The following is a 17,777-nucleotide window of genomic DNA, read 5'->3' on the forward strand; positions in this document are numbered from 1 at the left end:
CCACGGTTTCAGTCCATGCAGGTACTTTTACAGTCTTAGTTCCCCAGACTGGATTGTAGTACACATGGTTCCCATCTCAAGGATTTGGTTTATGAGCTTGCCATGCTGAAAGATTTGGGAATGATCTTCCGCATTGACATACATAGCTAACAATATATCGTTTCTCTTTAGTAGTTTCTGGATGCGTTATAGTCTTAGTAACTGCAGGTACCCAGTGTTTTTTCTTGCCACCATCGCTACTGCTCTGGCTAGTTGTGCTTGTACTCGATGAGCTGCTTTTTGTAGAACTACTGCTAGATAAACTCTTTTGCTTAGACAGCTTTTCGCTAGTCTTATTTTCCTTTTCGATTAGATTTGTCGTCGCACTTGCGTCAAACGACATACCACTTTTCTCTGCAATCTTCTGACCTATTTCATTTGTTAACAGAGTAAGATCACTGTCACTCTTTACCTTATTGAACTTCTTCTCATATGACTTCAGGATTTTACGTGCTTCTTCAGCTTTGCTCCCATCCATTGCATCAATCTGCTTTTTCAGAAGCCTTTTAAAAGCCTTTATTTTATCCTCTCTAGTTGAGATAGACTTAATCTGAGACTTAAAATCTTTTAGCAGTTTTTTGATAGATTTGTCATCTTTAGCCTTATCAATTTCTTTCGAGAATTCCTTCTTAAGGTCTTTGACGATTGGCTGTTCCTCTACCATGTATGATTCTATCTTAATGCCCTTGACTGTTTCAAGCGCTTGTTTTCTTGTCTGTTCAGTACAGCCTGATAAAATCACTGATAGAGAAACAACTATTATTATCATCAAAGAAAGCTTTTTTAATATAAATAGCTTATTAATCTCTCTCATATTCCTTTCCAGTATCTTCCCTCTAATTCTCCTTACGTCTCTTAAGTAAGATAGATAGTACGGATATTGACGAAATTAATAGCACAGCATGTAGAGCGTAATTTCCTGGATCACCAGTCTTTACAACTCTACCTGCTCTTACCTTAGCAGTCTTGTCATATGTAACAGCGCTCCTACGAGCCGTAGAGTTAGAAACTCTCGGTGCGCTACTGTTTGAACTTGTATTATTTACAGCACCATTGTTGCTACGCACTGCTGCAGGCTTAATTGTAAATGTAATCGAAGATGACTTTGTGTCGGCATCGAAGTATGCAGTAAGTGTGTGTCTACCAGCAGATAGCCTGTCCACAAAACTCTTATTAAGCCTGATAACTGTACTTCCCTTAGTGACAGTGTAGTCAGAATCCTCGAGTCTTACGTTATCAACTTCCACTCCACTGAAGTTTTCAAAGCTCTTGTCCACTGAGGAGGTAGACTTAAATACAGCCTTTACATCAACGTTATCACCCTTCTCAAATGATAATCCGTCACCTTCAGTTGCTACATACTGAACGCTGCTATCTGATACGTACTGAACCACTATCGGATATACGGACAGGGAATTCATATTGAACTTGATTTTATTACCAGTCTGAGTGAACGATAGTGGCTTTAGCTTGCCATCGCTGTCTATGTATGAAACCTTTCCCACGTTTTTACCAGGCTGAACTTCAGTTGTGTAATTAAAGAACTGACCTTCAGCAAGCATGAGACGTGAACGCTCAGTTCTAGCCATATTGATAGAGTGAATATCTATTACATCAAAATCTCCCTTTAGACCTTTTGCAACAGCCTTATCGAGAAGCTTTTCATTCATAGTGTATCTTACGCTATCGTTATACTGTTCGAACCATCTTGGTAAAATTCTGCTGTTGAAGTTTAGTCCTTCTACTTTAGTCTTTCCACTTACGCTTGTTAGTGCATCAAGATACTTCTTCTCAATCTGACCATCTTTGTCAAAAAGCATGATAGTATCCTTGTTTGTGCAGCTGAGATGGTTATACGCAAGCTTGTCAGCACCACGCTCTGAGTGGTCTTTAACAGTTAGCGGATACGTATACATGCCGAGCTGCTCACTCTCAACACTTACTGTGTATACATCGTCTTCCATGAGTTCAACTTCAACTGTGCTGTCCCTGATTGGAACTCTAATTGTCTCGAACGGGCTTGTCAGGACTAGGGTTGAATTAGTTTCCTCCCAGTCAAAACTATCGTCACTTGGTAGATAGTTTCTGCCAACTTTCTCCATATAGAAGAGCTGTAGATTAATCTTTACGCGATTTGCCTTTGTAGCATCCGTAATCGGTGTAGCCCTCTTCTCTAGAACGAATGAGGTGATTTTTTCATCTTGTCCTGGATGGCTCGTTGTAATTGGAGTTCTGTCATTATATACGACACTTCCAGTTTCCTTGATAATTATGTATGCGTTATTTTTGAAATTATACTCTTTGTCCTGTGCAAAAATGATGTAATGATGATCCTTGATTAATTCAACATCTGGAAGCACACCATTAGATGAAGTAACTTCCTTTTCAAATCTCTGAAGTGTTGCATTCCAAACCTTGAACTTAATTGGTTTAGTTAGCGCTTTACCTGTTGCCTTGTCAATTACAGGCATGTTCCTAAGTGTTGCCTTCTCAGTCTTATATAGAAGTGCAAAATCCGACTCCTTATAAGGACCAGTCTTGGAAGGCTCTGCTGCACGGAATCCTGATCCGTGTCTTGGGTTAGCTGGCTGCGATACGCTACTTGTAGCCGGTGTAGCATCACTTTTTTCAGCTTTCGCTTCGGTTGAAACACTTGCAGTTTCTGTTTTTTCAGTAACTGCAGAATCGTCTGCAAAGGCAAACAATGGTGCTGTCGATAGTATCATCGATAGCGCTAGGACCTTTACTAGACTTCTTGAGCTCTTGCTCTTGAACTTCATAGTTCCTCCTTTTATATTTTATGTTTTGGGGAATAACATTCCTTATTATTCTAGCTAGTCTATCAAAATTCTAACAATTGCTTATATCTATACTTCTGCCATTTGTATAGATAATCCTTATAATGAATTATATGTAAATTTGTGCACTAAAAATCCTGCAAGCATGAATTCCATCACTTGCAGGGTTCTCTCATAAGCAATATTATCTTCCCTTATTACTTTTAATTCTCGCCCAGCGCTGCCTTAATCTCATCCAGATTGCTCGCGAAGACAACCTTGCTTAGGTCTTCAGCTGGCAGGAAGTCGGCAGCTACCATCTCCTCAAGCAGCTTTCTTAGAGGCTCATAAAAGCCTTCTATATTGTATAGAATGCAAGGCTTCTCAGTTCTGTTCAGCCTTCTTAGGGAGATTATCTCTGAAATCTCTTCTAGTGTGCCAGGCCCCCCTGGGAGAGCGATAAATGCATCACCAAGGTTGATCATACGAGTCTTGCGCTCTGGCATAGACTTCACAATTTCCAGTGTATAGAGCCCCTCGTGTCCCTTCTCCTGGTCGAGCAGAAACTCTGGGATGATACCGTAGACCTTGGCGCCGCCTTCTAGTACTGTATTTGCAACGGTTCCCATGAGTCCTACATTTCCGCCGCCGTATACAAGATTATGACCGCTCTCTACAATCCAGCTTCCGAGCTCAACTGCTCTATCCTTAAACACGGGCTTCTCACCGAATCGAGATCCGCAGTAAACTGTAATATTCATATCCTTCTTCTCCTTTTCCGTATCGTAACATTTTAGTATCGTTGACCTCTTCGGTCAATATATCGCTTTCATCAATATTTTTGATAGTGCACAATTTAAATTAAGATTTTTATAATGATTAATTCCGTCACTTAGATGTTATACTAAACCCATATCGTAAGATTATAATACATTATGTTTCGTTTAATCACGATAAATAAGGAATATTGGGGAATATTATGAAGAGAAAACTACACATTAAAAGGTTTACACTGCTAGCGGCAGTTTTGCTAGCACTCGCAATAGCACTCACAGGCTGCGGTAAGGATAGTTCAAATTCAGAATCAAAAGGCAGTAACGGTCCAAAGGCTAGCCTTAAGAACTTCGAAACAACTACGCTTGACGGCGAAAAGTTCACTCAGGATAACCTGAAGGATTACGACCTCACCGTGGTTAACGTGTGGTCGACGACTTGTGGCTATTGCATCGATGAGATGCCTGCTCTTGAGAAGCTCAAGAATCAGCTTCCTTCCAACGTACAGTTTGTATCTATTTGTCTCGACGGAGAAGCTTCACCAGATACAGCAAAGGAGATTCTCTCTAAGCAGGGATTAACGGCAAAGACGCTCGTTCCAAGCGATTCTTTGAACGAAGGACTTCTTCAGTACGTAAGCGGCACTCCTACCACCGTGTTCTTTGATAAGAACGGAAAGCAAATTGGCGATCCAAAGGTTGGAGCGTTCTCAACACATGATACTGATGCGATTACGGAGCTATACATGAATGAAGTAAATTCTCGTCTTAAGAAATTGTCATAGGCAGGGATTATCAGGAATAGATTATGTCTAAGAAGTATAAAAGGCTGATACCGGCTGCGCTCATCGTAGCTGGTATCGTTATGTTAATAATAGGTGTCAGTAGAGGTGAGATGATGACGGTCTTCAGCAAGGCTGCCACCGTCTGTCTCGAGTGCATAGGCATCGGATAGGAGGCGTCATGAAGACTAATAGCCCAAGGCGTCATCTAGTGCAGCTCATAGCGACGTTCATGACAAATCCTCACGTCTCGAATTTCACCGACGGCACCATACACAAAGGAAAGAGTAAGAGTTTCTGCTCACCTGGCTTAAACTGTTATTCTTGCCCGGCAGCCGGCGCAGCGTGCCCTATCGGAGCACTGCAGTCGGTCGAAAACGGTAACAAATACCACATATCATACTACGTGATGGGATTTTTACTTATTACTGGAGCATTTCTCGGTAGGTTCGTCTGCGGATTTTTGTGCCCATTTGGATTCTTTCAGGACTTGCTATATAAGATCAGAGTGAAGAAGCGAAGGATACCTGTGAAGTTGGATAAAGCGCTCAGATATCTCAAATACGTTATACTTGCGGTATTCGTATTCGCACTTCCGATCGCAATATCGAATGAGTTTGGGATTGGAGAGCCGTTCTTCTGCAAGTACATCTGTCCTGCTGGCACTATCGAAGCCGGCATCCCGCTTCTCATTAAGAATGAATCCCTCCGAGCTATGATGGGCATCTTGTTCGACTGGAAGATGATTCTCCTGATTATCACGGTCATACTTTCGACGATGATCTACAGACCTTTCTGTAAATACATATGCCCTCTAGGCGCGATATATTCGTTTTTTAACCGCTTTAGCGTGCTTCAGATGGAAGTGGATAGGGGTGCATGTATTAACTGCATGAAATGCGAAATCCACTGCGATATGCAGGTCAAGGTTCTGGATAACATCAACAGCGCTGAATGCATTCGCTGCGGTAAGTGCAGGAGCATATGCCCTACAAGCGCTATCAACTGGACGGTAGGCGGAAAAGTAATTCTAAAATCAAACGAAAATAGCAGGCAAAGAGCGTAGCTCTGCCTGCTATTTTATTAGTTGTATCTTCTAGTATTCTCACCTGAGATTGTACTTCTCGAAATCAACACCCTCATGGTGAAGCAGATAAACCTTCTTATCCATGCCTCCTGCGTAGCCCGTGAGTTTTCCGCCCTTCCCCACCACTCGGTGACAAGGCACTATGATTGAAAACTCATTGCTACCGACCGCTCCGCCAACAGCCTGAGCTGACATGCGGTCTTTACCAATTCTCATAGCCACTTCATTCGCAATTTCACCATAAGTGCTAAGCTCGCCATAAGGAATCTTGAGCATTATCTCTGATACGGTCTTTCTGAATTCTGACCCCTGCAGCTTTAGCTTCGGAGTAAAACTTGGAACATTTCCTGCAAAGTATTCGTCAAGCCAGCGCACTGCATCGCTTATATGTTTATTATCATGGAAATTCTCGATTGCTTCGATATCTAAAGAAGCCTCTGCTATCCGCGCTTCATCGAACCAGACACCGAGAAGGCTCTCTTTATTAGCGCAAAGCTTCATAACACCCATCGGTGAGTCGTAATAATACATGTACATAGCAGCACTCCTTTAATTATATGGATTTATCAGCTTTGGACTACTTCCGACATGGTCCCTAATAACTTTGACGTCCTCTGGCGAAAGCGGTATATCGTAGCTCACAGCGATGACCAACCAAGTATAGCAGTAGTCATCAACGTTCGTCTCTGGCAGCCAATCGCTCGGTCCCTTATCTGACTTATCGCGATTTACCGCCCCATCTACATCTACTCCAACACGCACATCTGTCGCGTACTGGTGCTTCTTAGAATGGCTCCATTTGGCGCCTCCATGCTTATTCACATAGTTAAGCGGAATGATATGGTCGAAATTGCTGTCATCAAGAGAGAGTTCATCGCCCGTATATGGGTCTGTATAATCGCCATCCTTGTAGTGCTTACTCGTCACAAAGGCGAACTTTCTCAGCGAATACTTTCTGCCTTTATACTCGATTTTCTTATATGGCTCTGTATAGGAGTTCCTATCATAATCAGCGTACTCATCTGGCGAGGCAACCTTCACTTCATCGAGTAGCTGCTCTACACTCTTTTCCTTTAGTGGCTTTACCTTGCTACCTGAGCTACCTGAGCCTCCTATATCTATTCCCATCTGATTAAGGACGAAAACAGTCGCAACGATCACTAATGTCGCAACCATTTTCTCCATCTTCTTATTCACTCTACTATATCCCCTATATCCTTGCCCCGAGTATCTCTGTCTAGCCATATCTCCTAAGCCCTTTTCATGTATCTATTATGATGTAAGACGCTGCTGCTCCCAGTGTTAACACTGTGCTGCTATCGATTGCAGTGCCGTTATCATGATCATTTAACTGCATAATCTTATTAACTTCTTTTTCTTAAATTCAATATGCTTATGATACCATAGACCGACAGGCATTGGACATTTTGCGGTTCATGAATTTGCCCAATAAACATTTGATTTATAACTATTACCTGATATAAAATATTAAAGATAAACTGAAAATTTACGATTTATGAAACGAGGAAATTAAATGGGCGAAAGCAAACTAAAGTACGGACTAAGAGTGCTAAAGAACGCGAGCTTCAAGAAGTTCACGGACTGTGTCAACGAAGCACACAGAATATCCGGTAAGAGCAAGCTTGCATGCGCGATGGACATTGTGCACTGCATGAGAAAATTCGATGCTGGTTACTATGATTATGTAATCTTCCAGTTCTGGGACAAGACCGATGCAGAGAGAGACACTTATCTCACAAGATTCAGAAGCAAGAAGCTTGTATCTCAGATGAATGACCCTGCTTACGCACATTTCTTTGATAACAAGGATGAGTTCAATGAGAAATTCAAGGATTACATCGGTCGTGACTTCATCGAACTCGAGACTGCGACTAAGGACGAGGTAGAGGAGTATTTCAACAGAAAAGACAAGGTTTTCTGCAAGATGAAGGATCTCGAATGTGGCATAGGCTGCGAGAGACTGGTGACTTCTGACTTTGAGAATTTCGACGCATTCTATTCATATATCAAGGAAAAGGGATTTGGTACTCTCGAGGGTGTTATCGAGAACCATCCTGATCTCGACAAGGTATATTCCGGCAGTGCCAACACGATGCGTATGATCACGATTATCGGTGATGACGGCAAGCCACATCTAATCTACGCAGTGCAGAAATTCGGTATCAACGGCAGAGTTGTAGATAACTACGGAGTTCATGGACCAGTTGACCTAGAGACTGGTGAATTCCTATTCCCTGCACACTCTGGTGATACGAAAGCTGAGGGGCTATACACTGAGCACCCTAATACACATGAGAAGCTAGTAGGCTTTAAGACACCTCTTTTCAAGGAGGCCAAGGAGATGATTCTAAAGGCAGCTATGGAGGTTCCACAGATCAGATACGTCGGCTGGGACGTCGCTGTTACTCCTAATGGACCTGCTATCATCGAGGGCAACGTGTACTGCGCTCACGATTTCTGGCAGCTACCAGGGCAGACTCCTGGCAATATAGGCATCATGCCTACACTTAAGGAACTTGTGCCTAGCTACAAGTATTAATAATATGAAACAGCACAGGGGCTGGTCTCAAATGAGACCAGCCCCTGTTTGCTACTTTATTTTATGTATAGACTATGAAAGCTATCGTATTTATGCTGTAGCCGCCTTGAGCTTTCTGCTCTTTAGCGCTGCCTTTCTGAGCCTTAGTACTACGTAACTTCCGTATATCAATGTATAAACGACTATTCCGGTTATATGAGACTTCACATCTGCCGAGTACAGCACCATTATATGTACATAGATTCCGATGAAGAACGGATATGCCATGCGCTGAATCTTTTTCCAAGTCTTACCACTCATCTTGCGGCGAACCGACTTAAACGAGGTGATGAAGAGAGGAATAAGCATAGCTAGCAGGCACAGAGTGATTGACGATGCTATGAGCTCTCTAGTAGGCATAGCTTTTGGATTTGTAAAAAGCATCGGGAAGTACTTAACTCCGAACACCACGTTGTGGCTTAAAGTCAGCAAGCTTCCTATGATGGATATCTCTCCACGCACGCTCATCAGCTTACGGGATAGTTTGTTGTGCTTAGTGATGACACCTAGATACATTACCACCATAAAGGTAGCTGTCGTAAAGATGCCTCTACTGAACATGTTCATAAAGTATACGTTGAACCACTCTGGGAATTTTTGGTCATAGCCGAGGTTGAAGTACATAACAACTGCTCCGCACCACACGTATATGCCCAGATAAAAAGCCCCTGGGTGCTTCTTAATTGCATCTGCTGTCAGAATATAGAATATGACAGTCACTGCGATTCCAAATATTAAGTTCACGATACCGTCCTTTCCGTCTCAGCCGCAGCAGAATTTTCTGCTACTACCTTGCTCTCTGCTGGCTTCTGTATATCTTCTCTCTTGTTAGCCTTTCCGCTATCTCTAGTCTCTACACTAGAATTTCCAGAGATCGCAGCAGTTACTGCACTTCTCGTGCTAGTTGTTCCACTAGTAACGGCTGATGTTGCCCCACTAGCAACCGGAGTCTTCACATTAACCATCACGATTGCCTTGCTCTTCTTGTCGATTCCATCAACTGAGAACTCGAGCACTGCCTTGGTTATGCCCTTCTTAGATAGGTCAGGCTTTTGAAGCAGCTTAACCTTCACAGAACCATCCGCAGGAATGTTGCTGAACTTAGCCTTGTAGTCTTCGAGTGTAGGTTCAGTTCCATCTACGTCGATAGGTTTTGCATTAACCCTTTGCGGTGTAAATGCTGTTCCGCCGTCCTCGTCATCATCCGCGATTCCGTCGTGGTCTTTATCTCTGTAAATCCAGTACTTGTATTCTCTAACTAGAAGTTTGCCGTTCTTCTTAGCTTTAAACTTCATGGTTACTGTCTTGAACATTCCGCCATCGCCATCCCAGTTGTCGTCATCCACGACTGGTGTGCCGGTGATTGTCGTGCCGTCAAAAGATAGGCCCTTAGGGAGTCCTTCAATCGAAGCGACCATCTCCGCATCCTTGTCGAGGCTTGTAACTGTAGCTGGCTTAATAGGAACACCCTGTGTCCACTTAGGTCTACCTGGTTCATCGAGTACAGTCTCGATTACCTTGCTGTCTACCTTAACCTCTGGGAGCGCATCCTCTGTATCTGCTGCTGGAGTCTTCACGTTAACCATCACGATTGCCTTGCTCTTCTTGTCGATTCCATCAACTGAGAACTCGAGCACTGCCTTAGTTATCCCCTTCTTAGATAGGTCAGGCTTCTGAAGCAGCTTAACCTTTACAGAACCGTCCGCAGGGATGTTGCTGAACTTAGCCTTGTAATCTTCGAGCGTTGGCGCCTTGCCATCCACGTCGATAGGCTTTGCATTAACCCTCTGCGGTGTAAATGCTGTTCCGCCGTCCTCGTCATCATCCGCGATTCCGTCGTGGTCTTTGTCTCTGTAAATCCAGTACTTGTATTCTCTAACTAGAAGTTTGCCGTTCTTCTTGGCTTTAAACTTCATAGTTACTGTCTTAAACATTCCGTCATCGCCATCCCAGTTGTCGTCATCCACGACTGGTGTGCCGGTGATTGTAGTACCGTCAAAAGATAGACCCTTAGGAAGTCCTTCGATCGAAGCGACCATCTCCGCGTCCTTATCTAGGCTTGTAACTGTAGCTGGCTTAATAGGAACACCCTGTGTCCACTTAGGTCTGCCTGGCTCGTCGAGTACAGTCTCGATTACCTTGCTGTCTACCTTAACCTCTGGGAGATTCTCAGTAGGCTCAGTAGTTCCTGGGTTTTCATTGTCTGAACTTGAATTCTGAACGAGCTGCTTATCCGCCTCTGTACCAGATAGGTTGAATGATACGAACAGCGCCTGCGGTGCATTAGGATTCTCATCCTTAACCACTGTGTATCTTACCTTTTTGCTGACAGGTGTCTGATCAGCTGTGTACTCATAGCGATGACCTTCCTTGGATACTAGGCGCACCTTTACATTCTCAAACTCAAACGAAGTTGGTGCATCGATAACCTGCTGATCATCGATCTTGTTGCTATCTATAGAGTCTTTGTTTAAGGTATCAGCCTTATACCACTTTGAGCCGTCCTTGCTGTACTCGAGTCCAACGATGTAGTCCTTGCTGTAGCGGCCAACGAGGATTCTGAAGTTATCGTATGAAAGCGACTGCTTATGAATAACCTTTGCCTTGATGACCTTCTTATCACCGTACACCTTGAGATCGCTACCGTTCTCGATTGCATTTCCGTCCTCATCTGTGATGCTGAGTCCGTTTGCCTCAAAATCATTCCATGCTACTTCCGCTTCTGTTCCGTCTCGCTTAACGACCTTAACCTTGAGATTCGAGAAGTCGACTGGGCTACCAGTGTTTACCTCTACCGCTTTCGACTTAGGCGATACGATTGAAATCTCCTTAATACCAGAGTTAGTCTTGTAATCGTTTGCTGATTTGTTGCTAGCTTCCTTGGTAGCAGCCGAAATTCCGCTCGCACTAATCGTTGCGCCACTCACACTATCGAACATCTTCTTGCCTTCATATCGGTCGTTCATGTAAGCCTTTACAGCGCGCGACATGAGCGTTAGGTCAGACACTGTGTTATTTCCCGATAGACCACTTAGCATGCCGACATACTTATCGCCAAGGAGCTCCTTGACCTTAGCTTTAGGATCAGTGCTCTTCCTTATAGCTTCAAAGTACTCACGGTATAATCCCAGCTTAGCGATATTCCAGCGACCGTCTTTACCCTGCAGGAACGGTATCACGTTCTCCGCCTGACTTCTAAATGGTCCCATGTCATCGCGGTAATCGTCACCTACACCGACCCTTAGAGACGATATCTCGCCATCCTTTACCGTTATATAGGTCTTGATTCCACCTGGATTGAGGTATCCGATACCGATTCCAGTATAGTCTCCATCCTTAAGCTTATCTCCTGGATAATGCTTACGAAGTGCTGCATCTACATATGCTGGATCTCCTGTCTCAGGGTTAACCGCTGGAGATACATTGTCCTCGCTTGGCTTATTATCCGGTGCAGCAGGCGTGGTTGTGCTGCTACTAGTATTAGTAACACTAGTCTTGCCTGCACCTGAAAGTGCATTTCTCACGGCATCGATAATACCGCGGCTAGAGTATGTAGCACCAGAAACTGTATCCACGCTCTTGCCTGGACTTCCGAGCAATCTACCGATTACCGCCTTTGCACGATTAAAGAATGGGGCATCATCACTATTTGAAAGTATTTCAACATTAGTAATATTACCGCCAGAAACGGTCACACGAACTCTTATTGGACCATTGTAGCCCTGACCCGAACCAGTGTACACACCGTCGTTCAGGTTAGCACTTCCGATTGAAAAAGTTCCAGCTGCATTGCCCTTTCTTCCCTTCGCAGATCTAGCGTCTTTCTTGACTGGCGTCACCTTCGCCTGCTGCTTCGATCCAGCCTTGCTTAGAGCATCAGCAACTGCCTTCTTAATCGCATTCGAAGAGATAGTCGCTCCTGAAACAGAGTCAACGTTTACATTGCCACTGCTCAGTATCTTGCCTATGACAGCTTTCGCCCTGTTAAAATACTCTGGCGTTTCTGTCTGGGATACAACCTTGATATCTGTCAGCTTTCCACCCTTAACGGTGATGCGAACAGTAAGGGGTCCACCGTAACCGGTTGCAGTACCCTCGTATTCTCCATCCTTAAGACCTTCAGTAGAAACCTCTGAACCAATTGCCTGAGCTTCCTTGGCAGCCTTTTCTTTGGCAGCGTTGTTCTTCTCTACGACCGTAACAGCCGAATAAGCCATAGCGGCGGTAACAGCCACGGCTACGACAAAGGACAGCACTCCCTTGAAACCAGTTGTCTTCATCTTTCCTCCTATGAATGAGTGTGAAAATTTTGAATAAGTTAGATATATTTTACAAAAGTTAGTTAAATTGAACTAATGTATATTGTATTTTAATGCAAATTGCACAAATATGCAATATTTTTTTGAACCAATAATTTTACTTATCTAAGGATATTTATAGAGTTTTAGAACAAAATAATAATGCAAACAATTAAAGGGACGAGCCGTTGGCTCGTCCCTTTAACAGTGTGTATCTGAAAGAATGAAAATAGCAAATTAATTACATATCGCCATTGATGAAATATCCATACATGACTACTCTATCAAAGGCAATCTTCTGCCACTCTTCCTTGATAGAATCCCTATCTGTAAGGAAGAATCCTGGCTCCATAAAGCGAATAATTATGAATTCAGAGTTCTTCTGATCCCAGTTATTACCCCTGCTGAAATCTATTCCTTTACCTGTATTCTTAGTAACTATCGCCTCTAGGAGTGGAGCAGTGACGGAATTGATTGGTACAACCATGTCCGCCTTATCGAACAATCCCTTCTTGGTCTCGCTAGTGTATATGCCGAAGGTTCCTATTGCACTAACTGCGCATACAACTCGCTTAATATCATTGATATCTATCTCGTGCTTAGCACCGATAATCTTGTTACCACGGAGCTTTATCTGCTTCTCCCTGAGAGATGTGCCAAGTGTGAGGTCTAACTCACCGATGTTATTAGGAAAGTCCTTGGTGAGCTTGTGTGCAGCAAAGGCAGTAAGAAGAGTCTTAGTCTCTTTGATATTATGAGTCTCATAGCCATAATCCTCATCCAAGGTTATATCTATCATTTTCTGCTTAGGATCTACACTAACCAGATTAATGTTGTAGCTACCGTTGGAACTGAAATAGTTCGTCGTGATAATGGTCAGTATATCGTCGAAACTAACGTTCAGCACACCCTTCTTCTTATGCGTGTAGGTGAAGCCGTCACTACGAATCTCTAATGTGTACTTAGGCTTTTCGAAAGTCACAATATCGGTATCAAATATGCTAATCATAAGTTCTCCTTATTCCTTCTCAGCTTGCCGCTATACTAGCTATTAGCTACGAGAAGTTTGCTGCTTGATATTATTTATTGTTCTCATGTAGGTAGTATAACCTTATTTTTATGCTTTGTCTCTATGTTTTCAAAAATAGTGTATATTAGGTCAAAAATTGTGCAAATTTTTCCGTTTTTTGGTACTTTTTTGCCTTGCGTTATTCGCATCCAGGTGATTTTAGGGCGCATTTTGAGCGTTCTGGCATGTTAATCATCGCTATCGATGTGATAACCAGCACGATACCAACAACCCTCCATGGGCCGAGTTCCTCCCCGAATAGCAGTGTGCCAAATAGCGTCGCTGCGACATTTTCCACCGATGACAATATCGGCGCATACGACACGTGCTTAAGCCTCGTTATCGCGAAGCCGTACATGAAGTATGGAAGGGCAACAGACGTCGAGCCATTGATTATACTTATGAGCACCAGCTTTCCGTCAGCACGAAATTCGCCAATGCCAACTATGGATCCGTATATCAAAAGAGCGATGAGCCCAAATACCATCGTATAGAATGTCATCGCTGTCGTATCTTCCGACTGTCCGCCAAGTCTACTTGTAATCGCTAAACTTGCAAAGCAGAATCCGCATATAAGTCCCATGAATATACCATAAAGAGACAGCTTCCCTAGGTCGAACACTCCCCCGGTCGCCGTGAATGTAACTCCCATGATGGTCACGCACATGGCGAAGACTTTTCTCAGGGTAGGCTTTTCCTTAAATATAAAGTACGACATAATCGCCACGATTATCGGGGATGTGTAGACGAGCACGACTGCGCTCGCCATGCCGAGTTTACCAATCGCTGTGAAGTACGCCACGTTGAACACGGCCTGTGTGATTACGCCCTGCACGCAGGCTATCTTGAAACCGCGCCTACTGAGTTTGAAACTCTTTCGCCCTTTCATGAGCATGAACGGGAGGATGACTAGCATCGCACATGATACTCTCAGGATTGACATCGTCACTGGCGGGATGCCGTACGCTCTATATAGATGTGAATATATTCCGGTTGTGCCCCAGAGGGTGCCGGAAAGCATTATGAAAATCGCTCCGTTTTTAATCATAAATTCTCTTTTCCTATAATTTCGTATCACGCAGACGAATATCGGCGCGGTAATGATTATTGTAGCATATATAGTAGATAATTTAACAGAATTTCATAGAATGAAGAAATGAAAAAGAGAGGCACTGCCTCTCTTAGATAATATTTAAGCTTACAAAGGCTTATTTACTCAGCTTAGCTATCGCCTGATCATACGAGATGCAGAGTGCCCCATCGAAGCTGAACTTCTTCCAGATAGATACGTTGTTCTCTTCTCTATTTGCGCTGAAAATAATTGCCTTATCGAGCTGGGCAAATGAACTTGTAAAAGACTTCCCGCCCTGTGCATTTGGCACGGTTTTACCGTTTCTCTTATATATATCCGAAGTATTTCCCGAATCATCTTGTCCAACGCGGTTAGATAGAGATTCAACAAGCTCAAGCTTGGAATTCTTCATCACGTATCTATGGATATTATACTGCATGTAATCATCGCCGTTTGAATCATAAATATATAGAGTATTTGACTCTTTGCCCTTATACACTACATACGATGTACCCGCAGCAGCTTGTTGATCCGCGAGTTTGCCACTATATGCACCTTCATTAAAGCCATCGTAACTGAGTTCTACTGCTTCCTTGCCATTAAAGGTGTAGATGTGCAAGCTCGCGATTCCCTGATTCTGCGAGGTGAAGAAGAACAGCTCTGGAACATTGTCACCGTCTATATCGCACAGTGCAATAGGCCTATCTATACCTCTAGCATTATATGTATCCTTACCTGGAACTGTCTGCCACGAGTACGCTTTTATCGCAGTAGCATTCTGCTCAATGATAGTCTTATACGCGCTATACGCAGCTTTCCTATTCTTCTCTTGCTGCTCAGTGACTTTTTTTGGCTTTGGCGGCTTCTTCTCCTCTTTCTTAGGCACCTTCTTGCTGCAGCCTGCGATAGATAAGATGAGCAATGCGGATAGTAAAATCGCAATCGCTGATCTTAGCTTCATCTTGGTATTCATGGTTTTCCTCCTTTTGGTGCTCGCTCTGTTATGTGCAAATGGTATGCAATTTCTAGCGAATATCACAAGCATCTTTAAGTAGTTAATATCCTATCTTCCGCAATCTCTATGTCTATTACAGAGTATTATACTAAAAGTACGGGGTAAAGTGAAACTATGCGGATTGTCGTGTATATATGCATGCGAAGAGTTATTTGCCCTAGATGGTTGAAAATGAATGATAATGGGTTTACTCTATAGTCAGAAAATATTGGATACATACCTAGTGGTATGGGTCAGGAGGTTAAGATGCTATTAGTCGGAGTAAGAGCGGATGGAAACTGGTTATTGTCACAGTGGAATCTTACGTATGCTACAGGCTGGGAGGGCATTTGCAAGGCTGCTGCTAAGATGTACGATTACTATGATAGCAAGGAGATGCCAGTTGAGATATTAGCGGATGATCATCTAACAGGTGCTCATTCGAAGGATGACATCATGAATATAGAGGAAGCTGGCCATCTAACAGTTAGGGGATTTTCGACGGTGTTCAAGCTGCCACTGATGATTACTTTTTATAACCAGTCTAAGACTGTGTATGTCAATATCGCGCAGGCTACTGAGGAATTTGCATATGCTGATTATGAGAAGTTTAATAAGTCGCTCTGTCAGTATCTCGATAGCGTTGAGATGGCGATGTGCGAGTAAGTTTGGATATGCACAGAACTATATAGGGTAAGGAAAAAAAATCAGGCATGGGCCTGATTTTTTTGTGGCTTTGAAAAATTTTGATAGTTCTGATAATATGTGTTCCTTATTTCAAAAAAGTGATGGTTTTTGAAATAAGAGCTTTATTATTCACTGCTTATTTCAAAAATGACCTGTTTTCTGAAATAAACTGCCTCATTAAACCAGTAAGAGCTGAGGCTTGACTTACTCCTAGTGCATCACAAGTTTCTTTGAATTTTCAATAGGTAATGATACGACAATAGTGTGGTTGATATGCTGGTTTACAGTTTTCTCAAACTTTCAGGATCATAGTGTGCCATCAGTTCTTGCTTAGTTGATTACTGATTTACAAGGTGAGTTCAAATAAGGATTTAGAGGTGCAAAATTTTGGTTTATTTTAGAAAAGCTATGGGATTAAACCCACAGCATTTTGTATTTATTTTGCTCGTTTAATCGGTTTTACAAAGGCTATTTCAGATTCCTTTATTCATATTCTCCATTCAAGTATGCCAAAACAATTTTTTCCATATTTAAACTAAACTCCTCCCAAGAGGCAAGTGGAGTAAAGGTACAATGTTCCTCGTCAATAGCACAAATCATTTGTTTATTAGGTTGCCAAACGATATCCACGACGCTGTAATTGTCTACTTCCGCGACCAATGACAGTACTTTTTTTCTTTTCCATTTAGTTTCTACCGTATCGAGATAAGGGTAAAAGCGAATAAACTTACAATACTTGTCATTGGTAAAATTTATCTTGAGTTTGTCTCCTTTAATAAATTCAACCAGACTATTCGGTAAGTTATACTTTTGCAGTTCTGCATTCTTACTTTCCATATTATACGAATCATTATTATACGAATCTTTTGATTCGTATTTTGCTAATAACTCTATTATTTCTCTGTTACCATTCTTAACGGCAAGAGAATATGGTCTTTCTCCGCACTTATTTTTGATATTTGTATCCGCTCCATGCTCGACAAGCAAACGAACAATTTCAAGGTTACTACATCTCACAGCTTCCAATATTGGTGTACTTGTATCGTTAAATACCGAGTCCGCTTTTTGATAATTTACATCGGCTCCTTTTTCTAAGAAAAGTCTCACCGTTTCAATATCATTATTAAAAGCTGCATATCTTAACATAAGGCCTCCGTATTTAGAAATGGTGATACCAAGACTCTCCAAAGCGTCTATATTTTCAGCCGTATGTTCTCCCCAAAAAGCCGTTTTTAAAAGCTCAGCTTTTTTCTCTTCGTCCAAACTTTCCAAATCATTTTTAAACATAAGAACCGTTTCGGCATCACAACACCTTACCGCAATTTCAATCGGCTTAGGGTGGAATTTCCCTTTGTGTGATGCATTGTTATCAAATAAATATTTGATTATATCTTTTTTGTTCAAGTACAGTGCTACTTCAAGCGGAGTAAAAGGCTCGGGATATGCTCCATTTATTTTAATAATCTTATTAATTCTTTTCCCGAGCAGTTTTTTCAATGCTTCTAAATCGTTGTTATAAATTGCTATTATTTCCAAGTCCAACTGAGATGCATCAAAAGTTCCAAAATGTGCAATTCTATATGTTTCCATAATCCCTCGC

At 42.5% G+C, this 17,777-nt stretch carries 16 protein-coding genes; 5 read left to right on the top strand and 11 right to left on the bottom strand.

The window, feature by feature from the left end:
* Positions 1 to 76: 76 nt before the first annotated feature.
* The 3 genes from C5Q96_RS04175 to C5Q96_RS04185 form a co-directional block, all read right to left on the bottom strand.
* Entirely contained in the window at positions 77 to 853 is a 777-nt protein-coding gene (locus C5Q96_RS04175) for a CHASE3 domain-containing protein (protein WP_106057157.1), read from the bottom strand.
* Between the two features lie 22 nt (positions 854 to 875).
* Positions 876 to 2,819 (bottom strand): hypothetical protein, encoded by a 1,944-nt coding sequence (locus tag C5Q96_RS04180; protein WP_106057158.1) that lies wholly within the window; start codon positions 2,817 to 2,819, stop codon positions 876 to 878.
* Between the two features lie 221 nt (positions 2,820 to 3,040).
* Positions 3,041 to 3,577 carry an LOG family protein gene (locus C5Q96_RS04185; protein ID WP_106057159.1) on the bottom strand — a complete coding sequence of 179 codons (537 nt, stop codon included), beginning with the start codon at positions 3,575 to 3,577 and terminating at the stop codon, positions 3,041 to 3,043.
* 218 nt (positions 3,578 to 3,795) lie between these two features.
* Between C5Q96_RS04185 and C5Q96_RS04190 the strand changes: the two genes are divergently transcribed.
* Genes C5Q96_RS04190 through C5Q96_RS04195 form a run of 3 tightly spaced genes read left to right on the top strand, consistent with a single transcriptional unit; the run spans position 3,796 to position 5,437 of the window.
* A complete protein-coding gene (locus tag C5Q96_RS04190; protein ID WP_106057160.1) occupies positions 3,796 to 4,374 on the top strand; it encodes a TlpA family protein disulfide reductase in 579 nt (192 codons plus the stop codon).
* Between the two features lie 23 nt (positions 4,375 to 4,397).
* On the top strand, positions 4,398 to 4,544 hold the full coding sequence (locus tag C5Q96_RS08715) for a CD1871A family CXXC motif-containing protein (protein WP_170035482.1): 147 nt from the start codon (positions 4,398 to 4,400) through the stop codon (positions 4,542 to 4,544).
* Positions 4,545 to 4,552: 8 nt separating this feature from the next.
* Positions 4,553 to 5,437 (top strand): 4Fe-4S binding protein, encoded by an 885-nt coding sequence (locus tag C5Q96_RS04195; protein WP_106057161.1) that lies wholly within the window; start codon positions 4,553 to 4,555, stop codon positions 5,435 to 5,437.
* Between the two features lie 39 nt (positions 5,438 to 5,476).
* Here C5Q96_RS04195 and C5Q96_RS04200 read toward each other — a convergent pair whose 3' ends face one another.
* Both C5Q96_RS04200 and C5Q96_RS04205 read right to left on the bottom strand, forming a co-directional pair.
* Positions 5,477 to 5,995: a methylated-DNA--[protein]-cysteine S-methyltransferase gene (locus C5Q96_RS04200; RefSeq protein ID WP_330403841.1), complete on the bottom strand. Its 519-nt coding sequence runs from the start codon at positions 5,993 to 5,995 to the stop codon at positions 5,477 to 5,479.
* A gap of 12 nt (positions 5,996 to 6,007) precedes the next feature.
* Positions 6,008 to 6,703 (bottom strand): hypothetical protein, encoded by a 696-nt coding sequence (locus C5Q96_RS04205; protein ID WP_106057162.1) that lies wholly within the window; start codon positions 6,701 to 6,703, stop codon positions 6,008 to 6,010.
* 289 nt (positions 6,704 to 6,992) lie between these two features.
* On the opposite strand from C5Q96_RS04205, the gene C5Q96_RS04210 reads away from it, so the two are divergent.
* Entirely contained in the window at positions 6,993 to 8,018 is a 1,026-nt protein-coding gene (locus tag C5Q96_RS04210) for a sugar-transfer associated ATP-grasp domain-containing protein (protein ID WP_106057163.1), read from the top strand.
* 90 nt (positions 8,019 to 8,108) lie between these two features.
* On the opposite strand, the gene C5Q96_RS04215 is transcribed toward C5Q96_RS04210, so the two are convergent.
* The 5 genes from C5Q96_RS04215 to C5Q96_RS04235 all read right to left on the bottom strand — a co-directional run bounded on the left by C5Q96_RS04215 (position 8,109) and on the right by C5Q96_RS04235 (position 15,469).
* On the bottom strand, positions 8,109 to 8,801 hold the full coding sequence (locus C5Q96_RS04215; protein ID WP_106057164.1) for a ferric reductase-like transmembrane domain-containing protein: 693 nt from the start codon (positions 8,799 to 8,801) through the stop codon (positions 8,109 to 8,111).
* On the bottom strand, positions 8,798 to 12,337 hold the full coding sequence (locus C5Q96_RS04220; RefSeq protein WP_106057165.1) for an FMN-binding protein: 3,540 nt from the start codon (positions 12,335 to 12,337) through the stop codon (positions 8,798 to 8,800). Before C5Q96_RS04220 ends, C5Q96_RS04215 begins: the two co-directional genes overlap by 4 nt.
* 259 nt (positions 12,338 to 12,596) lie before the next feature.
* Positions 12,597 to 13,364, bottom strand: coding sequence for a hypothetical protein (locus C5Q96_RS04225; RefSeq protein WP_106057166.1), 768 nt, complete (start codon positions 13,362 to 13,364; stop codon positions 12,597 to 12,599).
* Between the two features lie 199 nt (positions 13,365 to 13,563).
* Positions 13,564 to 14,472: a DMT family transporter gene (locus tag C5Q96_RS04230; RefSeq protein ID WP_106057167.1), complete on the bottom strand. Its 909-nt coding sequence runs from the start codon at positions 14,470 to 14,472 to the stop codon at positions 13,564 to 13,566.
* A 160-nt stretch (positions 14,473 to 14,632) separates the two neighbouring features.
* Positions 14,633 to 15,469: a hypothetical protein gene (locus C5Q96_RS04235; protein ID WP_106057168.1), complete on the bottom strand. Its 837-nt coding sequence runs from the start codon at positions 15,467 to 15,469 to the stop codon at positions 14,633 to 14,635.
* A gap of 288 nt (positions 15,470 to 15,757) precedes the next feature.
* Here C5Q96_RS04235 and C5Q96_RS04240 point away from each other — a divergent pair, with 288 nt between their 5' ends.
* Positions 15,758 to 16,156 (top strand): hypothetical protein, encoded by a 399-nt coding sequence (locus C5Q96_RS04240; RefSeq protein WP_106057169.1) that lies wholly within the window; start codon positions 15,758 to 15,760, stop codon positions 16,154 to 16,156.
* A gap of 504 nt (positions 16,157 to 16,660) precedes the next feature.
* On the opposite strand, the gene C5Q96_RS04245 is transcribed toward C5Q96_RS04240, so the two are convergent.
* Positions 16,661 to 17,767: an ankyrin repeat domain-containing protein gene (locus C5Q96_RS04245; RefSeq protein ID WP_158696683.1), complete on the bottom strand. Its 1,107-nt coding sequence runs from the start codon at positions 17,765 to 17,767 to the stop codon at positions 16,661 to 16,663.
* Between the last annotated feature and the right edge of the window lie 10 nt (positions 17,768 to 17,777).

This window comes from Mogibacterium diversum (assembly GCF_002998925.1).
GTDB lineage: Bacteria > Bacillota > Clostridia > Peptostreptococcales > Anaerovoracaceae > Mogibacterium > Mogibacterium diversum.